The 24,534-nt window shown below is 57.7% G+C and carries 24 protein-coding genes; 13 read left to right on the top strand and 11 right to left on the bottom strand.

Annotated elements, in window-relative coordinates:
• Positions 1 to 32: 32 nt before the first annotated feature.
• The 5 genes from K6123_RS00845 to K6123_RS00825 form a co-directional block, all read right to left on the bottom strand.
• Positions 33 to 1,478: an ATP-binding cassette domain-containing protein gene (locus K6123_RS00845; RefSeq protein ID WP_221793182.1), complete on the bottom strand. Its 1,446-nt coding sequence runs from the start codon at positions 1,476 to 1,478 to the stop codon at positions 33 to 35.
• Positions 1,475 to 2,272 (bottom strand): ABC transporter permease, encoded by a 798-nt coding sequence (locus K6123_RS00840; protein WP_221793180.1) that lies wholly within the window; start codon positions 2,270 to 2,272, stop codon positions 1,475 to 1,477. The genes K6123_RS00845 and K6123_RS00840 overlap by 4 nt, the downstream gene beginning before the upstream one ends.
• On the bottom strand, positions 2,269 to 3,204 hold the full coding sequence (locus tag K6123_RS00835; RefSeq protein WP_221793178.1) for an ABC transporter permease: 936 nt from the start codon (positions 3,202 to 3,204) through the stop codon (positions 2,269 to 2,271). Before K6123_RS00835 ends, K6123_RS00840 begins: the two co-directional genes overlap by 4 nt.
• The gene (locus K6123_RS00830; RefSeq protein WP_221793176.1) at positions 3,201 to 4,751 is read right to left on the bottom strand and encodes an ABC transporter substrate-binding protein; all 1,551 of its coding nucleotides are present in this window, start codon (positions 4,749 to 4,751) and stop codon (positions 3,201 to 3,203) included. Before K6123_RS00830 ends, K6123_RS00835 begins: the two co-directional genes overlap by 4 nt.
• Positions 4,752 to 4,865: 114 nt before the next feature.
• Positions 4,866 to 5,726: a helix-turn-helix domain-containing protein gene (locus K6123_RS00825; RefSeq protein ID WP_221793174.1), complete on the bottom strand. Its 861-nt coding sequence runs from the start codon at positions 5,724 to 5,726 to the stop codon at positions 4,866 to 4,868.
• Between the two features lie 140 nt (positions 5,727 to 5,866).
• Here K6123_RS00825 and K6123_RS00820 point away from each other — a divergent pair, with 140 nt between their 5' ends.
• The 10 genes from K6123_RS00820 to K6123_RS00775 all read left to right on the top strand — a co-directional run bounded on the left by K6123_RS00820 (position 5,867) and on the right by K6123_RS00775 (position 12,179).
• On the top strand, positions 5,867 to 6,919 hold the full coding sequence (locus K6123_RS00820) for a bile acid:sodium symporter family protein (RefSeq protein WP_246624548.1): 1,053 nt from the start codon (positions 5,867 to 5,869) through the stop codon (positions 6,917 to 6,919).
• Between the two features lie 117 nt (positions 6,920 to 7,036).
• Positions 7,037 to 7,528: a hypothetical protein gene (locus tag K6123_RS00815; RefSeq protein WP_221793173.1), complete on the top strand. Its 492-nt coding sequence runs from the start codon at positions 7,037 to 7,039 to the stop codon at positions 7,526 to 7,528.
• A 294-nt stretch (positions 7,529 to 7,822) separates the two neighbouring features.
• Positions 7,823 to 8,137, top strand: a complete 315-nt coding sequence (locus K6123_RS00810; RefSeq protein ID WP_221793171.1) for a hypothetical protein — start codon at positions 7,823 to 7,825, stop codon at positions 8,135 to 8,137.
• A gap of 264 nt (positions 8,138 to 8,401) precedes the next feature.
• Entirely contained in the window at positions 8,402 to 8,518 is a 117-nt protein-coding gene (locus K6123_RS23490; protein ID WP_221793169.1) for a hypothetical protein, read from the top strand.
• Between the two features lie 99 nt (positions 8,519 to 8,617).
• Positions 8,618 to 9,004, top strand: a complete 387-nt coding sequence (locus tag K6123_RS00800; protein WP_221793167.1) for a DUF423 domain-containing protein — start codon at positions 8,618 to 8,620, stop codon at positions 9,002 to 9,004.
• A 92-nt stretch (positions 9,005 to 9,096) separates the two neighbouring features.
• Positions 9,097 to 9,846 (top strand): tRNA (guanosine(46)-N7)-methyltransferase TrmB, encoded by a 750-nt coding sequence (gene trmB / locus K6123_RS00795; RefSeq protein ID WP_221794390.1) that lies wholly within the window; start codon positions 9,097 to 9,099, stop codon positions 9,844 to 9,846.
• Between the two features lie 137 nt (positions 9,847 to 9,983).
• Positions 9,984 to 10,400 carry a nucleotidyltransferase substrate binding protein gene (locus K6123_RS00790; protein WP_221793165.1) on the top strand — a complete coding sequence of 139 codons (417 nt, stop codon included), beginning with the start codon at positions 9,984 to 9,986 and terminating at the stop codon, positions 10,398 to 10,400.
• Positions 10,400 to 10,702, top strand: coding sequence for a nucleotidyltransferase domain-containing protein (locus tag K6123_RS00785; RefSeq protein WP_221793163.1), 303 nt, complete (start codon positions 10,400 to 10,402; stop codon positions 10,700 to 10,702). The genes K6123_RS00790 and K6123_RS00785 overlap by 1 nt, the downstream gene beginning before the upstream one ends.
• Positions 10,703 to 10,834: 132 nt before the next feature.
• A complete protein-coding gene (locus K6123_RS00780) occupies positions 10,835 to 11,128 on the top strand; it encodes a PA4642 family protein (protein ID WP_221793162.1) in 294 nt (97 codons plus the stop codon).
• A 76-nt stretch (positions 11,129 to 11,204) separates the two neighbouring features.
• Entirely contained in the window at positions 11,205 to 12,179 is a 975-nt protein-coding gene (locus K6123_RS00775; RefSeq protein WP_221793160.1) for a DUF1444 domain-containing protein, read from the top strand.
• 106 nt (positions 12,180 to 12,285) lie between these two features.
• On the opposite strand, the gene K6123_RS00770 is transcribed toward K6123_RS00775, so the two are convergent.
• The gene (locus tag K6123_RS00770) at positions 12,286 to 13,164 is read right to left on the bottom strand and encodes a DUF4382 domain-containing protein (protein ID WP_221793158.1); all 879 of its coding nucleotides are present in this window, start codon (positions 13,162 to 13,164) and stop codon (positions 12,286 to 12,288) included.
• Positions 13,165 to 13,330: 166 nt separating this feature from the next.
• Entirely contained in the window at positions 13,331 to 14,077 is a 747-nt protein-coding gene (locus K6123_RS00765; RefSeq protein WP_221793156.1) for a substrate-binding periplasmic protein, read from the bottom strand.
• A gap of 274 nt (positions 14,078 to 14,351) precedes the next feature.
• Here K6123_RS00765 and K6123_RS00760 point away from each other — a divergent pair, with 274 nt between their 5' ends.
• Positions 14,352 to 15,035, top strand: a complete 684-nt coding sequence (locus K6123_RS00760) for a nucleoside deaminase (RefSeq protein WP_221793154.1) — start codon at positions 14,352 to 14,354, stop codon at positions 15,033 to 15,035.
• Positions 15,036 to 15,162: 127 nt separating this feature from the next.
• Here the strand turns inward: K6123_RS00760 and K6123_RS00755 are convergent, their stop codons facing one another.
• From K6123_RS00755 to K6123_RS00740, 4 genes are all read right to left on the bottom strand, one after another.
• Positions 15,163 to 16,302 carry a tyrosine-protein phosphatase gene (locus K6123_RS00755; RefSeq protein WP_221793152.1) on the bottom strand — a complete coding sequence of 380 codons (1,140 nt, stop codon included), beginning with the start codon at positions 16,300 to 16,302 and terminating at the stop codon, positions 15,163 to 15,165.
• Positions 16,303 to 16,377: 75 nt separating this feature from the next.
• Complete coding sequence (locus tag K6123_RS00750) at positions 16,378 to 18,834, bottom strand: TonB-dependent receptor (RefSeq protein ID WP_221793150.1); 2,457 nt, start codon at positions 18,832 to 18,834, stop codon at positions 16,378 to 16,380.
• A 122-nt stretch (positions 18,835 to 18,956) separates the two neighbouring features.
• Entirely contained in the window at positions 18,957 to 20,165 is a 1,209-nt protein-coding gene (locus K6123_RS00745; protein WP_221793148.1) for a hypothetical protein, read from the bottom strand.
• Positions 20,143 to 20,988, bottom strand: coding sequence for a hypothetical protein (locus K6123_RS00740; protein WP_221793147.1), 846 nt, complete (start codon positions 20,986 to 20,988; stop codon positions 20,143 to 20,145). Before K6123_RS00740 ends, K6123_RS00745 begins: the two co-directional genes overlap by 23 nt.
• A 219-nt stretch (positions 20,989 to 21,207) precedes the next feature.
• Here K6123_RS00740 and pta point away from each other — a divergent pair, with 219 nt between their 5' ends.
• On the top strand, positions 21,208 to 23,295 hold the full coding sequence (pta, locus tag K6123_RS00735) for a phosphate acetyltransferase (RefSeq protein WP_221793145.1): 2,088 nt from the start codon (positions 21,208 to 21,210) through the stop codon (positions 23,293 to 23,295).
• On the top strand, positions 23,295 to 24,497 hold the full coding sequence (locus K6123_RS00730; RefSeq protein WP_221793143.1) for an acetate/propionate family kinase: 1,203 nt from the start codon (positions 23,295 to 23,297) through the stop codon (positions 24,495 to 24,497). Before pta ends, K6123_RS00730 begins: the two co-directional genes overlap by 1 nt.
• Positions 24,498 to 24,534 lie beyond the last annotated feature (37 nt).

The raw sequence follows: 24,534 nt of genomic DNA, 5'->3' as shown, positions 1-24,534 counted from the left end.
ATGATAGCAAGTGGGCGGAACCGGCCGCCAGTTCAGGCCAGCGTACAGAGTGTCCCGTTGGCCAGTTTCAGCACCCGGTCGCAACTATGACGCAGCTGCTCTTCGTCGTGACTGATCAGCACGCTGGCGCACTGGTAGCGGCGCAGGGTTCGCACCATCAGCAGGGTGACATCGCGGGCGCTGATCGGATCGAGACGGGAGGTGGGTTCGTCGGCAATCAGCAGTCGTGGCTGTAGCAACAGGGCCCGTAACAGCGCAATACGTTGTAGCTCGCCACCACTGACCTCGCTGGACGGCCGTTGCAGCAGGCTGGGGTCGAGCGCCAGTGACTCCAGCATGGCGGGCAAGCGGCTGGCGTTGAGCCGGTGCAGCCGGATGACGTCATCCAGCAATTGGCCGAGTGGCAGCTGCTCGGCAAACGAGGCCGGAGGGTCCTGATACAGCTTGAGTCTTTGCTGGCGCGGCACGCTTGCCGACCAGCTCAGCTGGCCACTGTTGAGCGGCAGCAATTCGAGCAAGACGTCGGCCAGCGAGCTTTTGCCGCTGCCACTGTCGCCGCACAAGCCGATGATTTCGCCTGCCGCAAGCGTCAGGTCGAGTTGTTGAAACAGCCATTTGTCACTGCGCCGCAGACTGGCTTGCCGCAGTTGCAGCAGTGGTGTTTTGTCGGCCTCTGCTGCCAGCCCGGTCGGTCTGCTCTGCTCGACTGGCCAGTTGGCCGGATGAGCGTCGATCAGCGCGCGGGTGTAGGAAGAGCGGGGATTGACCAGCAGTTGTTCGGCCGGGCCGGATTCCAGCAGCTGGCCCGCTTTCATGACCATGATCTGGCCGCCCAGCTGGCGGGCAACCTCAATATCGTGGGTGATGGTCAACAAGCCTCGCGGATTATCGCTGGACGACTGTTCGATATGTTGCTGCAGCAAGCGCACCAGCTGGTCACGACGGCTGGCGTCCAGCCCCTTGGTGGGTTCGTCGGCGAGAATAATCGTCGCTCCGGCCGCGGTCGCGGCGGCGAACGCCAGTCGTTGGGCCATGCCGCCAGACAGCTGGGACGGCAGTTGTTGGCTGGCTGGCTGCAACCCCAGCGCGGTCAGCTGTTGCTGGCCGAGCTGCCTGCTCCGGGCAGCGCTGTGGCGGTTGACCAGCCGGTGGACTTCAACCACCTGTTGCGCCGCGCGCATGGTGGGATCGAGGGCATGCCAGGGCTCCTGCGGCAACAGGGTCATGCGGGTGCCCCACAAGGACTGACGCTCGCTGGTGCCCAGCAACTGGCCATCAATCCGGATACTGCCCTGACAGCTGAGGCCGTCGGGTAATAACCCCATAATGGCCTGCGCCAGTAGACTTTTACCTGAGCCGGTTTCGCCCAGAATGGTCAGGGGCACACCGGCTTGCAGGGTCAGGCTGAGGGCTTCGGTGATGGTCTGCCCGGCACTCTGAATGCTGAGGTCAGCGACTTCAATCAGGGGTGACTTCATGGTTTGCGGGTCGCCAGCAGGTTACAGCCCAGCACCAGCAGGAACAGGGCAATCATGGGTTGAGCCAGCACCCAGGGGGCTTCGGCATAAAAGGGAAACAGCTCAACAATCATCAGCCCCAGCTCGGCGGTGGGGGGCTTGAGTCCGACGTAGACAAAACCGGTGGCGGCCATCGCCAGCACCGAGGCGCCGCCGCCAAAGGCCATCAGGGTCAACACCTGGCCTGCCAGATAGGGCCAGATATGGCGGCGAAACAGATAACCATAACCAAACCCCAGCATGGCCGATGACTGCAATTGCGGACTGTGTACCCGCTGGCGGGTAATGGCCCGCACCAGCCGGAAATATTCGACCCAGAGGGTCACCGCAATGCCGATGTACAGCAGCACAAAGGAACCCGGCACTATGGCGGCAAACAGCAGGATCAGCACCAGTCCCGGCAGCGCCAGTACGGTGGTGACCAGCATATCCAGCAGCCGGTCGATCCAGCCGCCACGCCAGCCTGCCAGCACGCCCAGCACCACTCCGAACAGCGCCGCAGTGGTGACCGACAGCAACGCCAGCAACAGCGACAGTCGCACCGCCTGGGCCAGTCGGGCAAGATTGCTGCGGCCAAACTGGTCGGTGCCGAGCCAGTATTCGCCAGACGGTGGCAGCAAACGCTGGCTGAGTGCCTGGCGGGCCGGATCAGCACTCCCCAGCGCCGCTTCCAGCAGCGCGAACAGCAGTAACAGCAGCAGGATGATCGCGCCCAGCCACTGGCTGGCCGACAGCGCCTGATAAAACCGTTTCATGTTGCCTGCCCCCGTGGATCGAGCCACAAACAAAGGCCGTCGACGGCGGTATTGATCAGCACAAACAGCACCCCCATCAGCAGCGCGCTGCCCTGGATCATCGGCACATCACGGGCAAAAATCGCGTGCGAGAGGGCATGGCCAATGCCGGGCCAGGCGAACAGGCTTTCGATCATGATGACCCCTTCGATCAGCATCACCGTCTGGATGCCCAGATAAGCGACCACAGGCACAGCAATATTGCGGCCACCGTGGTGACAAAAGGTCTGCCAGCGGCTGAGGCCCTTGATACGGGCAAACTGGTAATAGGGGGAGCTAATCACGCTGGCGGTGCTGTTGCGGATGATGCGGCTGGAGACCGCAGCCATACTGATGCCGAGGGTCAGGGTAGGCAGAATCAGCTGTTTCAGCTCCCCAAAGCCAGCCACCGGCAACCAGTGAATGTTCAGCGCCAGCAGGAAAATCAGCAGCAGGCCAACACTGAACACCGGCTGGGCACGAATCAGGGTCGATAGCAGCAGGCTGACATGATCCGCCAGTCGATCACGCTGCCAGCCCGCCAGCAAGCCAATCGGCAGTGCCAGCAACAGAGACACCAGCAAGCCGCCCAAGACCAGCGCGAGGGTAAAACCGAGCTGATGTTGCAGGCTGTCAATCACCGGGTCACCACTGACCAGACTGTTGCCGAGGTTGCCCTGCAGCAGTTCGCCCAGCCAGTTGAGATAGTGCTGCCAGGCGGGCAGCTGCAGCCCCAGTTCGGCCCGCACGGCGTCGGCGGCGGCGTTGGTAATGGCGTCATCGCCGTAGCGTTCGGCGGCAATCCGGTAGGCCATATCGCCCGGCAGCGAGCGCACCAGCACAAAGGTCAGGGTGCCAATGCTCCAGGCCATCAACAGCAACTGTAACAGGCGTTTCAACAGCATCCGCTTCATGGCTTCACGATACTCATATCAGCAATGCCAAATGAACGTTCCCAGGGATCAAAACGAAAGCCCTGCAGCTGCTTGCTGACGCCGGTGCGCTGTTGATACCAGCTCACCGGAATCAGTGGTAATTGCTGCGCCAGCAGGCTGCTTGCCTGTTGCGCCAGCTGGCGCAACTGCGCCGGGTCGGTGGTATTTTCCATCTGCGTCAGCAAACCGGACAAGGCGCTGGACGACCAGCCCATCGGCCCCCAGCCACTGCCGTCCGGCGTACGGAAGTCGTTCAGCAACAGCGCAAAAATATCCGGCACCGAGGCCAGGTTACGGGCGATCAGGGCAGTCTGCAGGGTGCCGTTGCGATGGCCTGCTGGCACGGCACTTGAATTATCGACCAGCACATTAAGCTGAACGCCAATATCGGCCCACTGCGCCTGAATCGCGGTGGCGATACTGATCAGCTCGGGGCGGTTGGCGTAGGTGATCATCTCAAGAGTCAGCGGCTGGCCCTGATACAGGCGCCAGCGGCTGGCACCTGGCCAGTCGAGCCCGAGTTGATCCAGCAGCTGATTGGCCTGCTGCAGATTACGCTCGGCAGCGGCAATGCTCGGGTTAAACCATTGCCCCAGTGACGGCCCAAACAGTTGATTGGCCGCCGCCTCCGGCACCCGCAGGATGCCCGCAGCAATGCCCTCACGATCAAGCGCCAGGCTCAGCGCCTGGCGCATTGGGAGTTGTTGCAACAGCGGATGGCCGTTGTTCAGCTTGATCACAATGGTACGCGGAATCGCCACACTGCTGACCCTGACATGCTGCTGCTGTTGCAGCATGGCGACACTGGCCGGATCAAGGTTGTAGACGATATCTGCCTGACCATTTTGCAGCATCAGCGCCCGCGTTTCGGAACGGTGGCCGGTGATGTAGTCAGCACTGGCAATGGCCGGTTGCTGGCCCCAGTAGTTGTCAAAACGACGGGTTAGCAGACGGTGTGGCATGGTCAGCTGGTCGACCTGATAAGGACCGGTACCGATCACCTGTTCGACGTGCTGGTCATCGGCCCGATAGGACGCCGGGGCCAGAATCGCTGTGGAATAATTGGCCAGTACGGCCGCCAGTGGCCGGTAGGGATGCTCAAGCCGGATATGCACCACAGCGTCAGCGGCTGTGGTATCGGCTTCGATAGCGGAAATCGCGATTTGACTCAGCGGTCCGGGGTTGTGACTGGCGATGGTCAGGCTGTTGGCGACGGCAGCGCTGGTCAGTGGGGTCTGGTTGTGGAAGCTGACCGCTGGGCGAATGGTAAAGCGCCAGTCGCGAAAATCAGCGGAATGTTGCCAGCTGCTGGCCAGCCCGGGCTGCAGTTCACCATCCGGGTCAACATCGACCAGGGTTTCAAGCACCTGCATGCGGGTAAAAATATAACCGGCTTCGGCCGGGTCCTGACTGACGATTTCAAACGGACCACTGATGACCAGTTCGGCATTGGAGGACGGCGGTTGTTCGCGGGAGCAGCCGCCCAGCAACAACAGCAAGGTAGCGCACAGAGTGAAAGGCTTCATGGGCAAGACAGGTCTAAAAAGCGGCTAATGGTTAATTGTTACAGTGTACCAGTTAGCGAGCTTGTGTCTTGTATGCTTGTGTCTTGCTCAGCTGTGTCGTGTGCCACTGGGCAGTCAGTCGGCGTCGGGATCGCTGAACTGGGCGGGCGTGACACCAAACTGTTGCCGAAACGCCTGGATATAGGCCGAGGTGGACTGGTAACCACAGTCGATGGCGGTGTCGGTGATGCGTTCGCCGCGTTCCAGCAGCCGTAATGAATGCAGTAACCGCAGCCGCTGCCGCCAGAGCCGGAAGCTGAGGCCGGTTTCGCGCTGGAACAGCCGGGTGGCGGTTTTTTCGGAAATACCCAACGGCTCAACCAGCTCGGCCAGCCGTTGTGGCAGGGCCGGATCGTCACTGAGTAGCTGGCAGATCTGTCGAATGCGCGGATCATCCGGCCACGGTAGCCGGAAGTCCGAGCGCTGGCAGCGTTTCAGCTGATCAATCAGCACGGTCACCAGCCGACCGTCTTCACCACTTTCATCGTATGCCACTGGCATCTGGCTGAAGGCCTGAATCAGCTCCCGTAACAGTGGAGTGATTTCCAGCACCTCGCAGTCGCTGTTGGCCACCACTTCCGCCAGTGCTGGCTGCAAGTCGAGCCGGGCCGACAGATACAGCGAACGCATACGGGTGTGGCGGGTACTGTTGACCCGGTGAAAGCAGCCGGGCGCGACCAGAATCGCCCGTCGCGGTGGCGCGATATAACGGCTGTGAGCGGTTTCGACTTCCAGTACACCACGAGTCGCATAGGACAGTTGATACCAGGGATGGTCGTGCCAGGCGGTGGTCGCTTCGCGGTCGAGGTCTTCCTTGCGGGCATACACTGGCCGTGGCAGTTCCGGTAGCTGCGGAATCGAGCGTTCGAAGCGGTTGCCGGGCTGGCTGCTTGGCTGGGTCACAGGCTCGGAAATCGGCTGTCCGTTTATCGACATAAGGCGTCTCGGTAGCGTTAGTCAGAAATAATCATCCGGGTAGATTAGCGGCTGTTGCAAGCAGATTTGTGATCTGCCGTGTTTGTCATTGCCAGCCATTGCCTGTTGTTGGCAAAAACGTTGAGTGAAAGAGGTTCAACATGTCTGACCCCAAAGCCCTAACCCAAAAAAGCCTGATGTCCCGTCTGGGACGCTTTTTACCGGATGCCATGATTCTGAAAATGCTGGCGGCGCTGCTGCTGGCGTCGCTGTTGCCAGTGCAGGGCGCAGCGGTGGAATGGTTCGATGGTCTCACCAACATTGCCATTGCGCTGCTGTTTTTTATGCACGGTGCCAAGCTGTCGACCCGCTCGGTGATTGAAGGTCTGACCCATTGGCGGCTGCACGGGCTGGTGTTCAGCATCACCTTTGTGTTGTTTCCGCTGCTGGCCTGGTTGCTGCGGCCCTTGCTGGAACCGCTGCTGGGTGAACCCCTGTATCAGGGGGTGTTGTTCCTCAGTGCCTTGCCTGCCACGGTGCAGTCAGCGATTGCCTTTACCTCAATGGCCGGTGGCAATGTGCCCGCGGCGGTTTGCAGCGCGGCGACTTCCAGCCTGATTGGTATTTTTATCACACCGGTACTGGTGCTGTTGTTATTGGGCACGGCGGTTGCCGGTATCGACCCGTTGCAGGCAGTGGTCGATATTTCGGTCAAACTGCTGTTGCCGTTTATTGCCGGTCAGGTCGCTCGGCGCTGGATTGGTGAATGGGTAGGCCGCAACAAAAACTGGCTCAAACAGCTGGACCAGGGCTCGATTCTGCTGGTGGTTTACGGCGCTTTCAGTGAAGCCACCGTGGAAGGTGTCTGGGGCCGCTTGCTGGCCGGTCAATGGCTGGGGCTGATTCTGGTGTGTCTGGGCGTGCTGGCGCTGGTGATGGTGCTGACCACGGTAGCGTCGAAGGCACTGGGGTTCTCTCGTGAAGATCGCATCACCATTCTGTTTGCCGGTTCGAAGAAAAGCCTGGCAACCGGTGTCCCGATGGCGCAGGTACTGTTTGCTGGCACCTCGATGGGCTTGCTGATTCTGCCGGTGATGCTGTTTCACCAGCTGCAACTGATGGTTTGTTCAGTATTGGCAGGACGGTTTGCCCGCGCAGGGGCTGCTGCCAGCGCGCAAGCTGAGGTTTTAGAACCGGCAGCCAGCGTGCGCTGAGTCGATTCGGTCGGAGAGCGGCTGACAAGTATCCGTGCGTAATTTGCCAAGAATCTGGGCTATATCGACGTTTTAATAGCCTCATACAAACAGCACCTGAGAATTGTGAGGTATTCAATGACGGATCATATTTGCTCTCCCGGTTGTAACCATCACAGCCATATTGGCGAAGCAGAAAAAACCGGTTTTGCCGATAGCCGTAATCATCTGCAAAACGATATTGGCAATGGCGCTATCAGCGCTGTTGCCAATAGCCGGGATATCAAACCGGATAGCCGCGGTATTATTGAATCCGGCCAGCATTATTATATGCCTGCCAATGCCGATACCGTGCACTGGGGTTATTTCAGCCATCAGGAAGCCCCACGGCTGACGGTTAAATCCGGCGACTTTGTGACCATCGAAACCCTCACCCACCACAGCGGTGATGATTACGATCGCATGATCAAGGGCGATGCTGGTGCCGAAAGCGTGTTCCACTGGACCGCCACCGAAAAGAACGTTGATCGTCGTGGTGCCGGTGCGCTGGATGCTGAAATTGGCTCTGGTGGTAGGGATATAGTCTTCACTGACATCCAGCGCAGAACTGCTCAGGCCCTCGAAAAATGAATCTGAATGGAAGGTACTCATGATGCCCACTCCAGTTCGCCTTAAAGGCATATCACTCACATGAGTCCGGGGCAGTGGATACTTGGCGGAACGTGCGCGACGAATAGTGCCAGCGGCTGATCGTGGCTGTTGTAGGGCCTGGCAAACGTCCCAACATGTCTGGAATCTCACAAAATGATCCCGAAAAACTTCAATAAAATCAGAGTAATGAGATTGGCCCGAAAAATGAAACAGCGGTTGCACATGTGAGGTTAGCGCCTGGCGAGAGTCGGGCATTTTGCAGCAGAGGTAGCCATGTCCGAGATTCTCCAGTTCCCTGTCGACCGGCAACAACGTTCGGATCTTGAAGTCACCATAGATGCTGCACTGCAGCAGGTGCCCAAACCGTCGCGCGAGAAAATCCGCTTCGAGCTGGTGCGCACCATCGACAGCTACGACGCCTTTTTTACCGAGTGGGATTTGCAGATACCGGCGGGCAGCAGCGAGAGTTTCAAAAAACAGATCTACGACGTTGCCCACCAGGAGCACGAGCGGAAGATGCGGATGTTGAAAGACATCATGAAATACAAGATTCAGGTGTTGGTGGCGGAGTATCAAAAACAGCATTAATGGAGGAGTATCAGCGGCGTTACTTGCTGTAGGTTGGGCCGCGCCCAACGATATGCTGATGGGCATCACCCATCCTACGATTACTCGTCGACACGCGATTGTGCGGGTGGCGGAGTATCAGCAGCAGGACAGCGATGCCGCCTTTGACGTGATTCTGGCTTCGACGGGGGCGCGGATACGGGTTTCCGAATCGGAAACCATCACAGCTGCGCTGGCGCGTGAAGGGGTCGAGATTCCGGTGTCTGCGGCAGCTGCAAAACTGCAGTGCTGGCAGGCCAGCCGGATCACCGCGACTATTTCCTCGATGACAACGACCAGCAGCACTACATCATGCCGTGCTGCTCCCGCTCGCAAACCGCCGAACTGATCCTTGATCGCTGATGGCCGTTGATCAACGGCCGGGGCCATGACCTCGGCCACACTCTGCTCTATAATGCCCGGCTGTTTTCAGGCTGACAGCGCACTGCCGGGTCCTTTCTCATGCAAGCACGTACTACCCTCACTGTAGCTGCCATTGCCGGGTTTCTGGCGGTGGCGATTGGTGCCTTTGGTGCCCACGGTCTCAAGCACGTTCTGAGCCCGGAGATGATGACGGTCTACCAGACCGGTGTGCAGTATCATCTGGTGCATGCGGCGGTATTACTGGGGCTGGGCGTTTGGCAATTGCAGCACAGCAACAAGTGGCTCGACCGCGCGGCGGTTTTTATGCTGGCCGGACTGTTGCTGTTCAGCGGCAGCCTTTATGCCATGACCATTTCCGGCATTCGGCCGCTGGGCATTATTACTCCCTTTGGTGGTACCAGCTGGCTGCTGGGTTGGCTGTGTCTGCTGCTGGCGGCGCGTCAGGCAGCAATCAAGCCAGTTTGAAACCGGCCAGAACAGCCAAACATTCCTAACTCTTTTTATTTGGGCGATAACTCGTGACGCAACAGGATTCTCAGGAACCACAATTGAACACCATGGATGAATCAACCGAGCTCGAACAGGTGTCTGATGAAGTTCCTGCAGAGCAGGCCACGGCTGACGACAAACCGGTTTACCGCCGTGGTATCAAAAGCTTTGTGATCCGTGCTGGCCGCCTGACCAAGGGTCAGGAACAGGCGCTCGAACGCAAGTGGGGCGAATGGGGCGTGGAACTGTCAGACGGTGCCATGGTGCCAACCGAGATGTTTGGCCGCGATGCCCACACGGTACTGGAAATCGGTTTTGGCATGGGCCAGTCGCTGGTGGCCATGGCGCAGGCGGCACCGGAGAAAAACTACTTCGGCGTGGAAGTGCACCTGCCGGGCGTAGGTTCGGTACTGAACCTGGCCGAAGAAGCTGGCATCAGCAATCTGCGGGTTTCCAAGGACGATGCTATCGAAGTGCTGAAGCGCATCCCGGATGCCAGCATCGACACCGTACAGCTGTTCTTCCCGGACCCATGGCACAAGAAAAAGCACCACAAGCGTCGTATCGTGCAGACCGAATTTGCCCAGACCCTGCGTCGTATCCTCAAGCAGGGCGGCATTTTCCACATGGCCACCGACTGGGAAAATTACATGGAGCATATGCTCGAAGTGATGGATGCCCAGGAGGGTTACGAGAACATCGCTGGCGCGGGTAACTGCATCGACCGCCCGGCCGACCGCCCTTACACCAAATTTGAAAAGCGTGGTGAGAACAAGGGTCACGGTGTCTGGGATATGAAATATCGCAAGATCGGCTAACGGTCTGGCGTCAAACGCCGGGGCTGCTGGTGTAATACGCGTTCCGCTATTACACCCTACCCAGGTTCGGATCAGCCGCCTGATTGAAGTTAACGTTGGGCACGGCCCAACAGCATTCACCAGCATCCGAGGTGTCCATGCAACAGGATATTCGTTGGCAACAACGCTTCGCCAATTACCAGCGGGCGCTGGCCCAGCTGACTGATGCGGTCAATCTGGCGGCGCAGCGAGAGCTGTCCGAGCTGGAAAAGCAGGGCACTATTCAGGCGTTTGAATATACCCACGAGCTGGCCTGGAGTTGTCTGAAGGACTTCCTGCAGTATCAGGGACAACAAGACATCTATGGCTCTCGTGATGCGACACGCAAGGCTTTCGAAGTTGGCCTGATTGCCGATGGCAGTGTCTGGATGGACATGATTGCATCCAGAAATCGCAGCTCCCACACCTACAATCAGGCCACCGCCAACGCGATTCTGGCAGCGATAACCGGCTCTTATCAGCCCTGTTTTCAGCAGCTGGCGGACAAGCTCAACGAGCTGAAAGACGATCACTGATGCGTTACGGACTCCCTGACAACAGCCTTCAACAACTGCTGCAGTTGTTCGCCGGGCAGCCAAAGGTAAGACAGGTGATCCTGTATGGTTCCCGCGCCAAGGGCAATTATCGCCCCGGTTCGGATATCGATCTGACACTGGTCGGTCCTGAGCTTGAGTTGCAGGACCTGAATCGTATCGAGCAGCAACTGGATGACCTGCTGCTGCCGTGGTCGGTTGATCTGTCGCTGTTTGCCGACATCGACAACCCGGATCTGATCGATCATATCCAGCGTGTCGGACAGGTTTTGTACGAGCGTTAGTCTAGCGGTTTCTGAAGGGATTGATTTTCGTAGGTTGGATAAGCGAGCGCAGCGAGTGCCATCCAACACGGCCTTGTCAGATGGCAGCCGCTTCGCGTCTTTATCTGACCTACAACTTAAGCGGAGAAATTTATGCAAAAGAAAGACAAGGAAAAGGTATTTGGTGGCGAGTGGAACAACGACCAGCTGGGTCAGTTCCTCAATGTCAGCAGCTACGACGGTGATGACGCTGACTACATTGCAGCGATTCGTGCTTACCGTCATATGGTGCCGGAAACCTTTGGCCAGTACGTCGAGGTGTTCAAGGCCCAGGGCCATGACCTCAATGCCAAAAACCGCGATGGCGTCAGCATTCTGGCGACCATCCGCCAGCACGCCAAGGGCGCTCCGTACGCTGAACTGCTGCAAGCGGCTGGCGCTGCCTGATCGCGTTTGAACGGCTGCTGGCCTGTCTGTCGGGCCAGCGGCGCCTCTTCCCCTGCTGATCGCCATGGATTCTGCGATGTCTCAACGTAAATGCCCCTGTTGTGGCCAGCTGCTGGATTTCCAGACGCTGGTGTTGTCGGTCAATCCGTTTGCCATCCAGTGTGTGGGCTGTGAAACCAAGATACGCCCGAACCCTTCGGTGATTGCGGTGCTGGCAGTCGTGTTGTTTGTGCTGGTTTACAGCAGCTGGACCGGATTGCAGCAGCTGGGGCTGAGTTTCAGTGTCATCGCCGGGCTGGTGTTTGTGCTGTTTCTGGGATTCGAATACCTGTTATATCGGGCGCTCGACAGTGGCCTGCTGGCCAGTAATCTGATTCCACAGCAGCAACCCACAGCCGCCCAGCAAGCTGTCGCGCAAGCCATGGCGGCGGCGCAGTCGGCTAACGCTGGTGAGACTGCGGATCAGACAGCAGATCAGACAATCATGCAGCAGATCATTGGAGCCAGCCCGCAACAGCTGCTGCCGATGATCAAGTCACGGGCTTATCTCGAACAGCTGCAAGGCATGATGGCGGACGATTCGCCATCCATGCCGCTGCTGCAACCCTTGGTTGGCGATCTGTTGGTAGCGACCGCGATTGATACCCCGGAGCAGCGTATTGCCCTCAGTCCGGCGCTGTTCCAGCAATCTGGTCTGGCGGCCCAGCTGACGCAGGAGCAGGTTCGGGGCCGCGCGGAAGCCAATGCTCTGGCGGGCTTGCGCACCATTCGCCAGCACGAGCAGGACGGCATTGTGCGGCTCAGTTGCGACAATCACCTGATGGCCACCGGGCTGTTGTTTGCGGCCTTGTGGGATCAGATTGAACAGGACGGCGCCGTGGTGATCGCGGTGCCGCATCGGGATGAAATCTGGTTTGTCCGGCTGGCCGACCCGGCTGCTATCGAGGCATTACGTGAGGCTGTTGCTGGCTTTACGGCCAGCGATAACCACGGGCTTTCCTCGCTCTTGTATGTGCGTGAGGAAGGCGAGTGGGAAGTGTTTGACGACTGAGTTCTGATAACAAACCGCTGGCAAGGCATGCCTTGCCCCTGCGCTGTTTGGTTACCAGAATTGGTAGGGTCCCGGCATGCCGGGACTGATACCGATAGTCCGCTTGTTACAGGTTCAGCTGCGCCTGTTCAAAGTCAGACTCGACGGTCTGATCCAACACCACAGTGACGTTCTGGGCGTCGCTGGCGGCACTGATGTCTTCGTCCGTTTCCGGATCATCAGCATCACACACCATATAGAGTGAGTAGTCACCGGCCAGCAGGTAACCCAGTTCGTATTCGTAGGCAGCGTTGTCTTCGTTGTAGCTGATCAGGCTGGAGGTGACTGGCGCGGCGTTGGAACCCTGATCATCAAAGGCGCTGTCGCTGCCTTCAAACGCGTAGACCTGTGGCACGGCACAGTCGGTCAGCAGCTCGGCGGCAACGGTGCCGTGGATATGGCCAACTTCCGCCTGATCGACGATGCGCAGGGTAGGCCGCAGTTTGTATTCGCCATTGGCCAGCGTCAGTGACTTGGCAACGTCGAAGTCGATCACAAAAGTGGCGGCCTGGTTGGCGGGCAGAGTGAATGGCGTGTTGAGCTTCAGGCCAGTCTGGGCATTGCTCGGAATGCTGATGTCGTGCTGGGCGCTGTCGTCGGTGACCAGGTAGCTGGCGTCTTCATCGATGTAGAGGCGCATCCATTGATAGTCACCGGCGCTGACGGTCTGGTCGGTAAACAGGTCGACGCTCTGGGCGCCTTGCAGCGCCAGCAGGTCGAAGGTTTTGGCTTCGTTGTTGAGAGTGATGGTGCGGGTAGTGCCATCGGAGCTTTTCAGTTCAATACTGTCGACGGTCAACATCAGGCTGGTGGCGTTGTTGACGGCTGCGTCGGTCATGGCCATCGACAGCTGGGCGGTGTCGCTGCCACCGGAACCGGAGCTGCCGCCACAGGCGCTCAACAGGGCACTCACCAGCGGCAAAATCATCAGGGCGGGGGTTTTCATCTTCTTCTCCTCAAACGGGAATTGTCAGGATTTTGTCAGCCTGACTGTCAAAAAGGTTCTGTATATTCCCGTTGAGATAATGACGATGTGATACGACTCGCAGTTATCAGAATTAATAGGAATTAAAAAACTGATAGAAGAACGATTGTTTTAAGAATGGTCAGATTTATCTTGGTTCAGAGTCCGGTGGCATCTCTGCCTGGTATTGCTGGTAAATGGCTTGCAGTTCTCCGCTGGCCTTCAACTCATGGATACGCTCGTTGTAGATCTCGATCAGTGGTTTGGCTGATGGAACATCATAAAAGCCGACGTACACACCTTTGCCATCCGGCAATCGCGTGAGGCGGTAATTACTGACTTCGCGTTGGTTCTGTTTGAGGTAGTCAAGCAGCGCTTCACGGGAGTCGATAACGTAATCAATTTCGCCCTTGTCGAGCATTTCTATCGCCTGTTCCGGATTGCGAAACTCATGGATTTCAAAGGGTACGCTATCTGCGGCAAACAGGTCGTAACCTTTCTGCCAGCCGACTCTGACACCGGCTTGCTGAAGTGGGGTGTCGAAGCCTTGCCGTGCTAATGCATAGAGGTACACCATTTCCAGTGGCATTTGCGGGAACACCAGTGGTTCTCTGGTATCCAGCACTTCGCCGACAATGCCGCTGTACAGGTAATATTCGGTCACCATCTTCATTGCCCGGTTCCAGGCCGCTTCGGAGGTGTGGACGGTGATGCCAAGCGGTTCATAAACCCGATGAACAATATCCCAGTACAGACCAGTACCGTCAGCGTTGGTGAGACCCGGCCAGTCGGGAGCAACCAGTTTGACCGACTTGATGAAGCTTTTGTCATAGACCGGGTCAGCCGACACTGGGCTGGTGATCAGTATGGCAAGAATTAGCAGAAGTGCTTTCATATCCACCTCAAAAAACAGAATTGATTCTATTTTTAGAATGAATAGGTCAAGTTGTCATCAGTAAATGTCTGGTATGGCGTGAAATCAACCATCCCTGCTTTCCAGACAAGCTGTGTGCCGGGCGCATAAATGCGGGTTTTCACGTGGAACATTGTTTGTGAATTCAATCACTTCCATGTTCCAGACAGACTGCTGAACGGCCCCGATTGCCCTGTTGCGAGCCCCAAGTCGCTGCCATTATGGGGCGACCTGTAAATTTCCAAAGGGCAGTCAGATGCCAGCACACAAAGATTTTCGGGACTGGATTGCAGCCCGCTTTGATACGCCGCCGCCGGCCCGTTTGCCCGATGATGGCTGGGCCCGTCTGTGCTGTGAGCTGGCCTGGCAGGCCGGTCAGCAGGGCTGTTATCCGGTTGGTGCGGTACTGGTAAATGGTGCCGACGAGCTGGTCTGTTCAGCCGCCAATCAGGTGTTCGATGGTCATTACCAGAGCCAGCGCCATGCTGAAATGGAGCTACTGGATCAATTTGAACGCTACTTTGCCGATCAGCCACGGGACGATCTGACGCTGTATGTGTCGCTGGAGCCATGCCTGATGTGTACTGGCAGAATTCTGCTCAGCGGTATTCGGCGGGTGCGCTATCTGGCGGCCGATAAAAACGCCGGTTTTGCCCGTCATATGCATGGTCTGCCACCGGCGATGGCATCACTGGCAGCACGCACAACGGTATCGACCATGCTGGCGGAACCGGTCTGGACGGCAATTGCCGGTGAGCTGGTGCGGGAGTCGGCGGATTCGATGCGGCAGCAGGTGGTCAAGGCCTGGCAGGGACAGTTGGCGGTCAATGATGTGCGTCTGATTGGATTTGATGGCGATAGCGGCTTGGCAGGTGGGAGCAGTGCTGAGCAAAACTCCAGCCTTGAGGATGAACCCGGCCGCTGGGGGCGCAAGGGCTGAAACGTCTGGTCGATAGTGCAGACGGGATTGTTTAGAGCAGAGCCGGTTTCGAAGGGTAGCCGGGTGACCACTGGGGATGGTACCCGGCTGCTGGCTGTCAGCTGGCGGTTCCAGGCCGCCGAGCTGATCAGATCAGGTAGTGCGAGCGCATGGCTTGCAGGTCTTGCTCGGAGACACCCAGCTCTTGCTGGATATAACCCATGACGCTGCCGTATCCCTTGTTCATGTAGTCGATGGTGGCACGCAGATATTCTTCTTCCACGCCCATCAGCGCCTGCAGGGCTTCCGGTGGCATCATCTTCATAAAGGCGCGCATTTTGGCGGCTTTCTCGTCCTCTTCTCCGTCTTTGGCGCCGTGTGACAGCTTGTGCGGGTCGAGGTAACGGTTAGACGCCAGGTAGTCGTTCATGATGGTGTCTTCCGGTACGCCCAGTGCGGTCAGAATCAGCATCGAAGCGACACCGGTACGGTCTTTACCGGCACTGCAGTGATACAGGATGGTTTCGTCGTGACGCACCATCAGGTCGAACATTGCCTGGTAGGTTGCTTTTTGCTGTTGCGCCATCTGCGGGTAGAAGCCCGCCATCATGGCGATGGCGCTTTCACGGGTAATGCCGTTTTTCACCAGCTCGCCAAAACCAAAGTCACCGGCGTAATAATCCTGCTCGATCCGACGTACCGGGCTGGCCTGCCAGTCGGTTTTGTCAGTCTCACGTTCTTCGATGGAACGGAAGTCGGCCACGGTGCTGATCTTGAGGCCGTCGATCACCTGATAGTCATCGGCGCTCAGGAAGGTCAGTACGCCGGAGCGGTAGATCTTGCCCCATTTGACGGTATGACCGTCGGCAGTCTGGTAACCGCCCAGCTCACGGAAGTTCTGGCCGCCCGGCATTGGCAGCTGACGGCTGGCAACCACGGTGGCCTGGCCTTCCGCCGGGGTCAGTACAAAGTACCAGCGCTGGCCTGGCTGGCTGTTGGTCCACTGGTATTCACCACTGCTGAGGTTGCTGGCAATAATTTCGGCAGCGCTGCCGTCGGCCTGACGGCTGACTGACAATGTAACTGGCTGGCTGCTGTTCCAGCGGATCTGGTAGCTGCTGCGGTCTGCGGCAGGTTCTACGTCCGCCGCAGAGATGGCTGGCGTTTCAGCTACTGATGTGGCAGCAGTCGCGGTTGCTTCTGCCTGATCTGGCTTGCCTGACATGGCGTACAGGCTGGATGGTGCTGCAATGGCGGCGGCCAGCAGCAAAACAGAAAATGATTTCATTATGGGCTCCGGTGATACCCCGGCGGGCTTGCGCCAGCCGGGGTATCAGGGGTTAGACAGGTTGCAGGAAGCGGATTAGTAGTTCACGCGCAGGCCAACCAGGTAGCTGCGGCCGTAGCTTTCAGACTGGTTGATGGTGCCGTTGCCCGCGTAACGGTTGTCCGTTTCGTTGCTGAGGTTGTTACCGTTGAAGTAAACCGAGCTCTGCTCGCCTTGCAGGCTGAATGGCAGTTCGTAGCTCATGGTCAGATCAACACGCTGCTGCTCGCCCCATACTTCGCTTGGATCTTCCAGTGGTGAGATCCATTCGTCGCGGTACATGTAGTTCAGACGAGCAGAGAAACCGTAGTTTTCATAGAACACCGAAGCGTTGTAGATGCTGGATGAGGTTCCTGGCAGGTCAAACTTGTTGCCGTCCTTATCCTTGAACTCGCTGTTGATGAAGGCGGCGTTCAGGCTCATACCAAAGCCGCTTTCCAGCGCGCCCATGAAGTTCAGCTCCAGACCCTGCATCTTGCCGTCAGAGCCGTTGAAGTAGCTGGTGTATTTCCAGTCGTTACCGGCTTCAGCTGCGATGAACTCACCGCCGTCAACGGTACGGGTGCTGGCGTAGATAACGTTGTCGATGGCGCGGTAGAAAGCACTGACAGATGCCAGGCTGGCAGGTGCGAAATACCATTCCAGCGAGGTATCAATGCCGTTGGATTCTTCAAACTTCAGGTTCGGGTTACCACCGGTGGCTGTTTTTTCGGTCACGTCAGTGCCGATAGAAGCACGCCATTCGTTGTAGTTTGGACGGCTGATGGCAGAGGTTGCCGAACCACGCCACATCAGCTCGTCACTGACATTGACGTTGACGTGCAACGACGGCAGGACGTTGGTGAAGGTGTCTTCAGCCTCGATTTTTTCGCCGTTCATGGTGCCAGAGCTGCTGTAGTCGGTTTGCTCTACACGGGCACCGACGGTGAAGTTACCCCAGCCCATTTCGGTAGTGGCCATGGCATAGGCAGCCATGACTTCTTCATCGATAGCAACCTTGTTGGTATCGCTGACGGCGAAGTTGCCGTAGGCACCAGCAGCTTCCCAGGCCTTGCGCAGAGCGGTGTTGTTGTAATAGGTGCCGCCAATGGTGTTGGTGGTGTTGCTGTCCCAGGCTTTGCCGGTGTTGAAGCTGTCGATATCCACCGCGGCGATGGTGGTGAAGTCGAGGGTGTAGCTGCCGGTGAAACCGCGGGCTTCACGCTTGTCGTACTGGGCACCCAGTGCCAGTGTCGCTGGCTGGTTCAACAGGGTGATGTCCTTGCTGCTGTCGAGTTTGAACTTGTGTTCGTCGATATGCATCTGCATGGCGTACGGCATGCCGTAGCTATAGGCATAAGCAATATCAGACAGATTGTCGTCGAGCTGCAGGTTTGGATCTTCAATATCGGATAGATCGTAGCTACCGGTCGTCGAACCACCACCGCTGCTGATGATCGGCAGGAACATATCCTGACGGGTTTTGGTGAGGGTGAAGCTTGGCGTCAGGGTCCAGCCGCCCGCCAGCAGGTCAGCACCAATGGTGTGGCTGCGGGTAGAGGTCTTGTAGGTACCGTCTTCCAGCATTCGGCTGACACCGATGGTGACGTTATCGGCAGCAGTACCAACACTTTCGCCCATGTCGAACACGAACTGGTTACGCTGTTCGTAATCAACAAACTCGCTGTACAGCGTGCTCAGGTGCAGGCGTTGAATCACACCGCCGTTACCCGGACGGTATTCAATGCTGCCGCCCTGGGCCTTGTTTTCACGGGTGACCTTGTAGCTGCGGAAATCCAGCTCGTTAACCTGCAGCTGACCATCATCGGTGCGCTCCAGATCGTATTCACGGTTGTCGGTGATCTGGTCGACCGAGTTCTTCGACATGAAGGCGACCACGCCGATTTTTTCACCGGACCAGGACAGACGCAGGCTGCGCTTGCTGACGTCGCCGTCGCCCAGCTCCTGTACACCTTTGGCGACATCAACGGAGGCACCAAAGCCTTCCACGCTGAATGGATCAAAGGTTTCAACGTTGATGTAACCGGCAACCGCTTCACCAGGCATGCTTGGCAGAATCGCCTTGCTGGCTTCCAGACGGCTGGTAATGGCAGCCGGGAAGCTGTCGAAACGTGGCGTACGGCCGTCTTCGGCACCCGGGATATCAATGCCGTTGATGGCGATTTTGGTGTAACGGAAAGGCGCGCCACGGAAGTTGATGTAACGGGCCTGGCCCTGGTCACGCTCAATCGCCAGGCCTGGCAGACGACCCAGTGAGTCGGCCAGGTTCTGGTCCGGGAAGCGGCCGATTGTGTCGGCTGAAATCACCTCCATGCTGTTGTCGGCGTTACGCTTGGCTTCTACAGCGGCTTCCTGGCTATCACGAATCGGTGATGCAACAGCAACAACTTCTTCAATAACCTGTTCTTCTTCAGCGTGTACGGCAGTGCTTGCCATGGCCAGGGTGGTGAGTGTCACCGCCAGTGCCAGCGGGTGCTTTTTCGGCTTGTTCATAGGTGATTCCGATAGGGTTGTTTTGCGAGTTGGCGAGCATGCTGAACAGCTCAGGTGGCAACTCTGTGAAAACAATCTCTATCCGTTTTTATAGATGTCTCTAAAAAATAATCCCTTAAAAATCATTGATTTACATGATCTTTAAGGGTGCTCTCCAAACTCGCCGGGGAACTTTCTGTGATCTCTACAGCCGTGCCTGGCAGACTCAGGCGGTATCTCGAGCGGCCACTTTGCAGATCCCGTTCGGTATCGAACAGGTAGTGACCAGCAAGCTGCTCTCCGAGTCGGCTGGTGAGTTCATCCTTGATCTTGCTGCGATTCTGATCGAGGGTTTTGGACTTCAGGCCGCTGGCGACAAGATCGTTAATCGCCTTGCCGTGGCCACCGTAACGGGCCATCAATTCACTCAGCTGACGGCCTTGCTCAATGTCGGGGCGATTGGTGGCCGGATTGGTAAACCAGCCCAGTTGTTCGTCACTTTGGCGACGTTGGGCGTACCAGAGGTAATAGAGGTAGGGCGTCACCGGCAGTTGTATGGTGAGACCGTGAATACTGACCAGCCGTTGTTGGGGATCGAACCGCAGGCTATCGGCAGCACTGGCAATACGCAGTGCGTCGGTGGGGCTTTCACCTTGCTGCAAGGCGATGTCCAGCCATTGGCCGTCAACCTTGTCCGGCTCGGCTTGCGCCAGCAACATCAGTAGCTCTGCCAAGGGTTGCTGGCTGTGTTGCAGCAGCAGCTCCAGCAGGCTCTGGCTGTGTTGATCGAGCTGACTGAGTTGGCGGGCGTACTGGCGTGCTAGCCGTCCAGGTTCGCCGCGATGCAGCAGTTTTTCATACCAGTGCCGTTGTGATTGCCCCAATGGCACTGGCAGCCAGCTGATCAGCAGCAGCGCCAGCCCGGCCAGTAGTGATTGACTGCCAAGCCAGACGCCCGGATGCGGCTGGCAACTGAGGGCAAAAGGAAAGTCCTGCACGCCGTCGGTGGTGGTGCGCTGCAGCGTGAAATGGCGGTCGGCAGTGTTCTCAACCGGTTTGCCATCGCCGAGCGAATAGAGTCTCAGCTGGCAGCTCTGTAACAGTGGCAGGGTTCCGTCAAACTGCAACTGCTGGAGGTCGTGATTGATATGGCTGAGCAGCGTCTGATCCTGCGAATACTGGTTCAGCCGGTAACCTTCGTCAGCAATGATTTGTGGCAGCAACTGTTGTTGCAGTTGTTGCTGCAGACTGTCGGCCGCGGTGTTGATTGCCTGTTGCCAGGATAACCACAACAGCAGTGCAGTCAGGGCCAACCAGCCCAGTAGCCATCTAGCGATCTTGGGGACAGTCATAAGCAGCGCTTGCACCGGAGAAAAAATTGGCCAGGTACTGCTCCAGCGCCCGGTGGAGCGAGCAATACACGGACGCAGCAACCTGATGACTGAGATACCAGTTACCGGGGTACATATGGTCGGAAATGGTGGTTAGTGCGAGCTGATCAGGTTGTTTTGTCAGCATTCCACTGGTTTTGGTGGTGATATCGATCTGGCCCTTGTCGAAGGCTGCCGTCAGCGCTGCCATATCACCAAAATAGTGGATTTGTGGGCTGTTGGGCTTGAGGCCAATCCGCGCCAGCTGGTCGAGTGGCATGATGTGGAAGCTCTGGCTGCGGCTGTCTTCCAGCAGACCAATGGTTTTGTTGACGAACCACTCGCGGCTTAACTGCACCGGCTGCTGGTGGCTGGCCCAATAAAGGCTGTAATAGGGCGAGCGGTGAAAGCCGCTGTAAAACAGCTGGTAGTTGGGGGCAATGCCGGTGACCACGTGTTCACGGTTGAAAAACAGCTCGTAACGGCTTTCCTGAATCAGCTCAAGAGTCAGAAAATCCCGTCGCCGCCAGCGGATCGAAACACTGCCATAGTGTTCGGAAAATTCTGCCTGACCACAGAGATTATCGGCCAGTTCGCGGGCATGGTCAGCGGATAACGTCAGAATCCGGAACGTCGCTTGCTGGCTGCTGCCGGTCTGGCACTGGTAGCTGTAATAGTCGCTCAGGTGCAGCGGCTCGGCTTGCTGGCGGGCGGCCAGCGAAGACAGCGTCAGGATGGCAATCAGGCCGATGGCCACGACGGCCAGATACAGCGGCTGATTCCAGTAAGTCGTCGGTAACGTCACAGCAAGGGATACCGGAGTGAGTGGCAAACCGCGAGACATTACTGCAGTTATATGACAGGCGGGTGACTTCAGGCTGTCGGATAATACGACTTTGGCCGCTCTGCGGTCTGGAGACAGACCGTTGCGACGACCGGCTGACAGACGTCACAAACTATTCGCATGAGGCTGGTCATACTGGCTCAGCTGATTGGCTTATAACTCGGGCATTGGGAGCACGCCATGGAATCACAGAGTTTGTATATCGCTTCACTGGAAAAATACGCCGGTAGTCTGATTGTGACGCTGGGTATGATGGAACTGTTAAAACGCCGCTACAGCCGGGTGGCTTTCTTCCGCCCAATCGTCGATCAGAACGGCAAGCGCGATGCCGATCTCGATTGTGTGTTAAGGCATTTCCAGCTGCAGCTGGATTGCGACGATTGCTGGGCGTATCGCCGTGAAGACGCCGAAACCCTGATCGCCGAAGGCCGTTCCCATGAGCTGGTGGAAGGGGTCATTCGCAAATTCCGGGCGCTGCAGCAAAACGCTGAGTTCGTCTTGATTGAAGGTCTCAGCCGCGCCAGTTTTTCTTCCGCGCTGGAGCAGGATCTGAACTTGCAGCTGGCGCGCCATCTGGGCTCACCACTGGTGTCGATTATTAACGGCCGTGACCGCAGCGCTGCACAAGTGGCGGAAGCGGTGCGGATGGAAAGCGAAGTGATCCGTCAGCACGGCTGTACCCATTTCGCCAGCTTCGCCAATCGCCTCAGCCCTGAGGTGAGCGAGCAGTTACAAGCCGGGCTGGCAAACATGACGCCGCCGCTCTATTTGTTGCCGGAACTGGCCGAGCTGGATACTCCCACCATTGCCGAAGTCGAAGCGGCGCTGAACTGCAACTCGGTCTTCAATAACGATCAGAGTCGTGGCCGTACGGTACAACGTACGCTGGTGGCGGACATGACCCTCGACCGTTTCCTGCCAACCGTGCAGGACGGTGATCTGGTGATTACCTCGGTCGATCGCAGCGACCTGATTCTCGCCTGTTTTGCTGCCATTCATGCCCGCAACCTGCCGACCATTGCCGGGCTGTTGTTGACTGGTGGGGAATTGCAGCAAGGCGCGGTAGCCGGTCTGCTGGAAGGGCTGGAAGCACTGTTTCCATTGCCGGTACTGACCACCTGGAGCGATACCTTTACCACTGCGGCGCAGGTGAAACAGGTGGCCGCGCAAATCACCCCGGAGCGCACCCGCAAGCTGGCGCAGGCGCTCGGCTTGTTCGCCCGTCACGTGGATGCCGAACAGCTGGAAAGCCGTTTTGACCGGGTGCGGTCGCAGGTGATGACGCCAATCATGTTCGAATATCAGCTGTTTGAGCGGGCCCACCGTGATCGCAAGCGCATTGTGCTGCCGGAAACTGCCGACGAGCGCATCCTGCGGGCTGCCGAAATTCTGCTCAACCGCCAGGTGGTGGAGCTGATCCTGCTCGGTAACCCGGACGACATTGGGCACCAGTGCTCGCTGCTGCAGCTGGATCTCAGTGGGGCGCAAATCATTGATCCAAAAACCTCGCCGTTAAAAGCACAGTTCAGCGAGCAGTTTTACCAGCTGCGCAAGGAGCGTGGGCTGACGCTGGAGGCCGCCACCGATGCGATGGAACACATCAGCTATTTCGGCACCATGCTGGTGTACAACAATCTGGCCGACGGCATGGTTTCGGGAGCCAGCCATACCACCGCTGACACCATTCGCCCGGCACTGCAAATTGTCAAAACCCTGCCGGGCATTTCGGTGGTGTCGAGTGTGTTCCTGATGTGTCTGGAAAATCAGGTGCTGGTGTATGGCGACTGTGCCGTGAACCAGAACCCGGACGCCGCGCAGCTGGCACAGATCGCCGTCAGCTCAGCCCAGACCGCGCGCCAGTTTGGCATCGAACCAAGAGTCGCCATGTTGTCGTATTCCACCGGCAGTTCCGGCAGCGGGGCGGAAGTTGAAAAGGTCCGCGAAGCGACCCGTATTGCCCGTGAGATGGCTCCTGAGCTGGTGATTGAAGGGCCGATTCAGTACGACGCCGCCGTCGAACCTTCGGTGGCCAGACAGAAATTGCCGAACAGCCCGGTGGCAGGACAGGCCACGGTGCTGGTGTTCCCAGACCTCAATACCGGCAACAACACCTACAAGGCGGTGCAGCGCAGCGCCAATGCCATCGCCATCGGCCCGGTACTGCAGGGCCTGAAACGGCCGATCAACGATCTCAGCCGGGGCTGTCTGGTCGAGGATATTGTCAACACCGTGGCGATTACCGCGATTCAGGCACAAGGAGCCGAGTGATGAAAATTCTGGTTTTGAACAGTGGCAGTTCGTCGATCAAGTTTGGCCTGTTTGAGATGGACAGCCGACAGTCGCTGGCCAGCGGCTTGATTGAACAAATCGGCGAAGCCAGCGGCCATGGCAAGTTATCCACCGCTGAAGGGGAAGCCATCGAGCGCCAGCAGCCGATTGCCGATCATCAGGCCGGGCTGACCCTGATGGCGGAATTGCTGCAGCAAAGTGGCGTGCTGAGCAGCTTTCATGAACTGGATGGAATCGGCCACAGAGTCGTGCATGGTGGCGAAGCCTTCCGGCTGCCGACCCTGATTGACCAGCCGGTGATCGACACCATTCGCCAGCTGATTCCGCTGGCACCACTGCATAACCCGGCTAACCTGGCGGGTATCGAAACCGCCATGGCACAGGCCGCAGAAGTGCCGCAGGTCGCTGTGTTTGATACCGCCTTCCACCAGACTATCCCGGAAAAAGCCTATCTGTACGCGTTGCCGCATGAGTTCTATGAACAGCATCAGGTGCGCCGCTATGGTTTTCATGGCACCTCTCACTATTACGTCGCCAAACAGGCGGCGGCTTTTATTGGCAAGCCGCTCGAGCAGCTCAATCTGATCACCATGCATCTGGGCAACGGTGCCAGCGCCTGTGCCATTGAAAAGGGCCAGAGTGTCGATACTTCCATGGGCATGACACCGCTGGAAGGGCTGGTGATGGGCACCCGCAGCGGCGATATGGACCCGGCGATTATCTTTTATCTGGCCCGTCAGCTGGGGCTGGATATTGACCAGCTTGATGCGCTGGTGAACAAGCAGAGCGGCCTCAAGGGGCTCTGTGGTGCCAACGATGTTCGTACTGTCATTGCCGATGCCAAAGGCGGTGATTATTGGTCGGAAAAGGCGCTGTCGCTGTTTGCTTACCGGATCCGTAAATACATCGGTGCCTATGCGGCGGTGCTGGGCCATGTCGACGCCATTGTCTTTACCGGTGGGATTGGCGAGCACTCGGCTTACCTGCGTGAGCGCATTTGTGTTGGCCTGGCAGAGAGTCTGGGCTTGCTGGTGGATATGGAAAAAGATAACTGGGATCAGCAGAGCATTCGTTCGGTGCATCTGCCGGAAAGCAAGATCCAGCTGTTGGTGGTGCCAACCTATGAGGAGCTGGAGATTGCCGAGCAGACGCTGGGGGTGATTCAGGGCCAGCTGCTCTAACAGGCTGTTAATGTGTAGTTTGTAAGCAGGCAATAGT

Source organism: Oceanobacter mangrovi, from assembly GCF_019740315.1.
GTDB lineage: Bacteria > Pseudomonadota > Gammaproteobacteria > Pseudomonadales > Oceanobacteraceae > Oceanobacter > Oceanobacter mangrovi.
The sequence above is the reverse complement of the archived record's forward strand: the minus strand, read 5'-3'. Positions and strand labels throughout refer to the sequence as shown.

Coding starts and splice junctions, on each gene's coding strand:
- K6123_RS00830 (WP_221793176.1), bottom strand. CDS start 4,751: ATGAAGCCTTTCACTCTGTGCGCTACCTTGCTGTTGTTGCTGGGCGGC.
- K6123_RS00815 (WP_221793173.1), top strand. CDS start 7,037: ATGACGGATCATATTTGCTCTCCCGGTTGTAACCATCACAGCCATATT.
- K6123_RS00775 (WP_221793160.1), top strand. CDS start 11,205: ATGTCTCAACGTAAATGCCCCTGTTGTGGCCAGCTGCTGGATTTCCAG.
- K6123_RS00800 (WP_221793167.1), top strand. CDS start 8,618: ATGCAAGCACGTACTACCCTCACTGTAGCTGCCATTGCCGGGTTTCTG.
- K6123_RS00770 (WP_221793158.1), bottom strand. CDS start 13,164: ATGAAAACCCCCGCCCTGATGATTTTGCCGCTGGTGAGTGCCCTGTTG.
- K6123_RS00780 (WP_221793162.1), top strand. CDS start 10,835: ATGCAAAAGAAAGACAAGGAAAAGGTATTTGGTGGCGAGTGGAACAAC.
- trmB (WP_221794390.1), top strand. CDS start 9,097: ATGGATGAATCAACCGAGCTCGAACAGGTGTCTGATGAAGTTCCTGCA.
- K6123_RS00835 (WP_221793178.1), bottom strand. CDS start 3,204: ATGAAGCGGATGCTGTTGAAACGCCTGTTACAGTTGCTGTTGATGGCC.
- K6123_RS00790 (WP_221793165.1), top strand. CDS start 9,984: ATGCAACAGGATATTCGTTGGCAACAACGCTTCGCCAATTACCAGCGG.
- K6123_RS00750 (WP_221793150.1), bottom strand. CDS start 18,834: ATGAACAAGCCGAAAAAGCACCCGCTGGCACTGGCGGTGACACTCACC.
- K6123_RS00765 (WP_221793156.1), bottom strand. CDS start 14,077: ATGAAAGCACTTCTGCTAATTCTTGCCATACTGATCACCAGCCCAGTG.
- K6123_RS00825 (WP_221793174.1), bottom strand. CDS start 5,726: ATGTCGATAAACGGACAGCCGATTTCCGAGCCTGTGACCCAGCCAAGC.
- pta (WP_221793145.1), top strand. CDS start 21,208: ATGGAATCACAGAGTTTGTATATCGCTTCACTGGAAAAATACGCCGGT.
- K6123_RS00785 (WP_221793163.1), top strand. CDS start 10,400: ATGCGTTACGGACTCCCTGACAACAGCCTTCAACAACTGCTGCAGTTG.
- K6123_RS00730 (WP_221793143.1), top strand. CDS start 23,295: ATGAAAATTCTGGTTTTGAACAGTGGCAGTTCGTCGATCAAGTTTGGC.
- K6123_RS00755 (WP_221793152.1), bottom strand. CDS start 16,302: ATGAAATCATTTTCTGTTTTGCTGCTGGCCGCCGCCATTGCAGCACCA.
- K6123_RS00840 (WP_221793180.1), bottom strand. CDS start 2,272: ATGAAACGGTTTTATCAGGCGCTGTCGGCCAGCCAGTGGCTGGGCGCG.
- K6123_RS00820 (WP_246624548.1), top strand. CDS start 5,867: ATGTCTGACCCCAAAGCCCTAACCCAAAAAAGCCTGATGTCCCGTCTG.
- K6123_RS00760 (WP_221793154.1), top strand. CDS start 14,352: ATGCCAGCACACAAAGATTTTCGGGACTGGATTGCAGCCCGCTTTGAT.
- K6123_RS00745 (WP_221793148.1), bottom strand. CDS start 20,165: ATGACTGTCCCCAAGATCGCTAGATGGCTACTGGGCTGGTTGGCCCTG.
- K6123_RS00845 (WP_221793182.1), bottom strand. CDS start 1,478: ATGAAGTCACCCCTGATTGAAGTCGCTGACCTCAGCATTCAGAGTGCC.
- K6123_RS00810 (WP_221793171.1), top strand. CDS start 7,823: ATGTCCGAGATTCTCCAGTTCCCTGTCGACCGGCAACAACGTTCGGAT.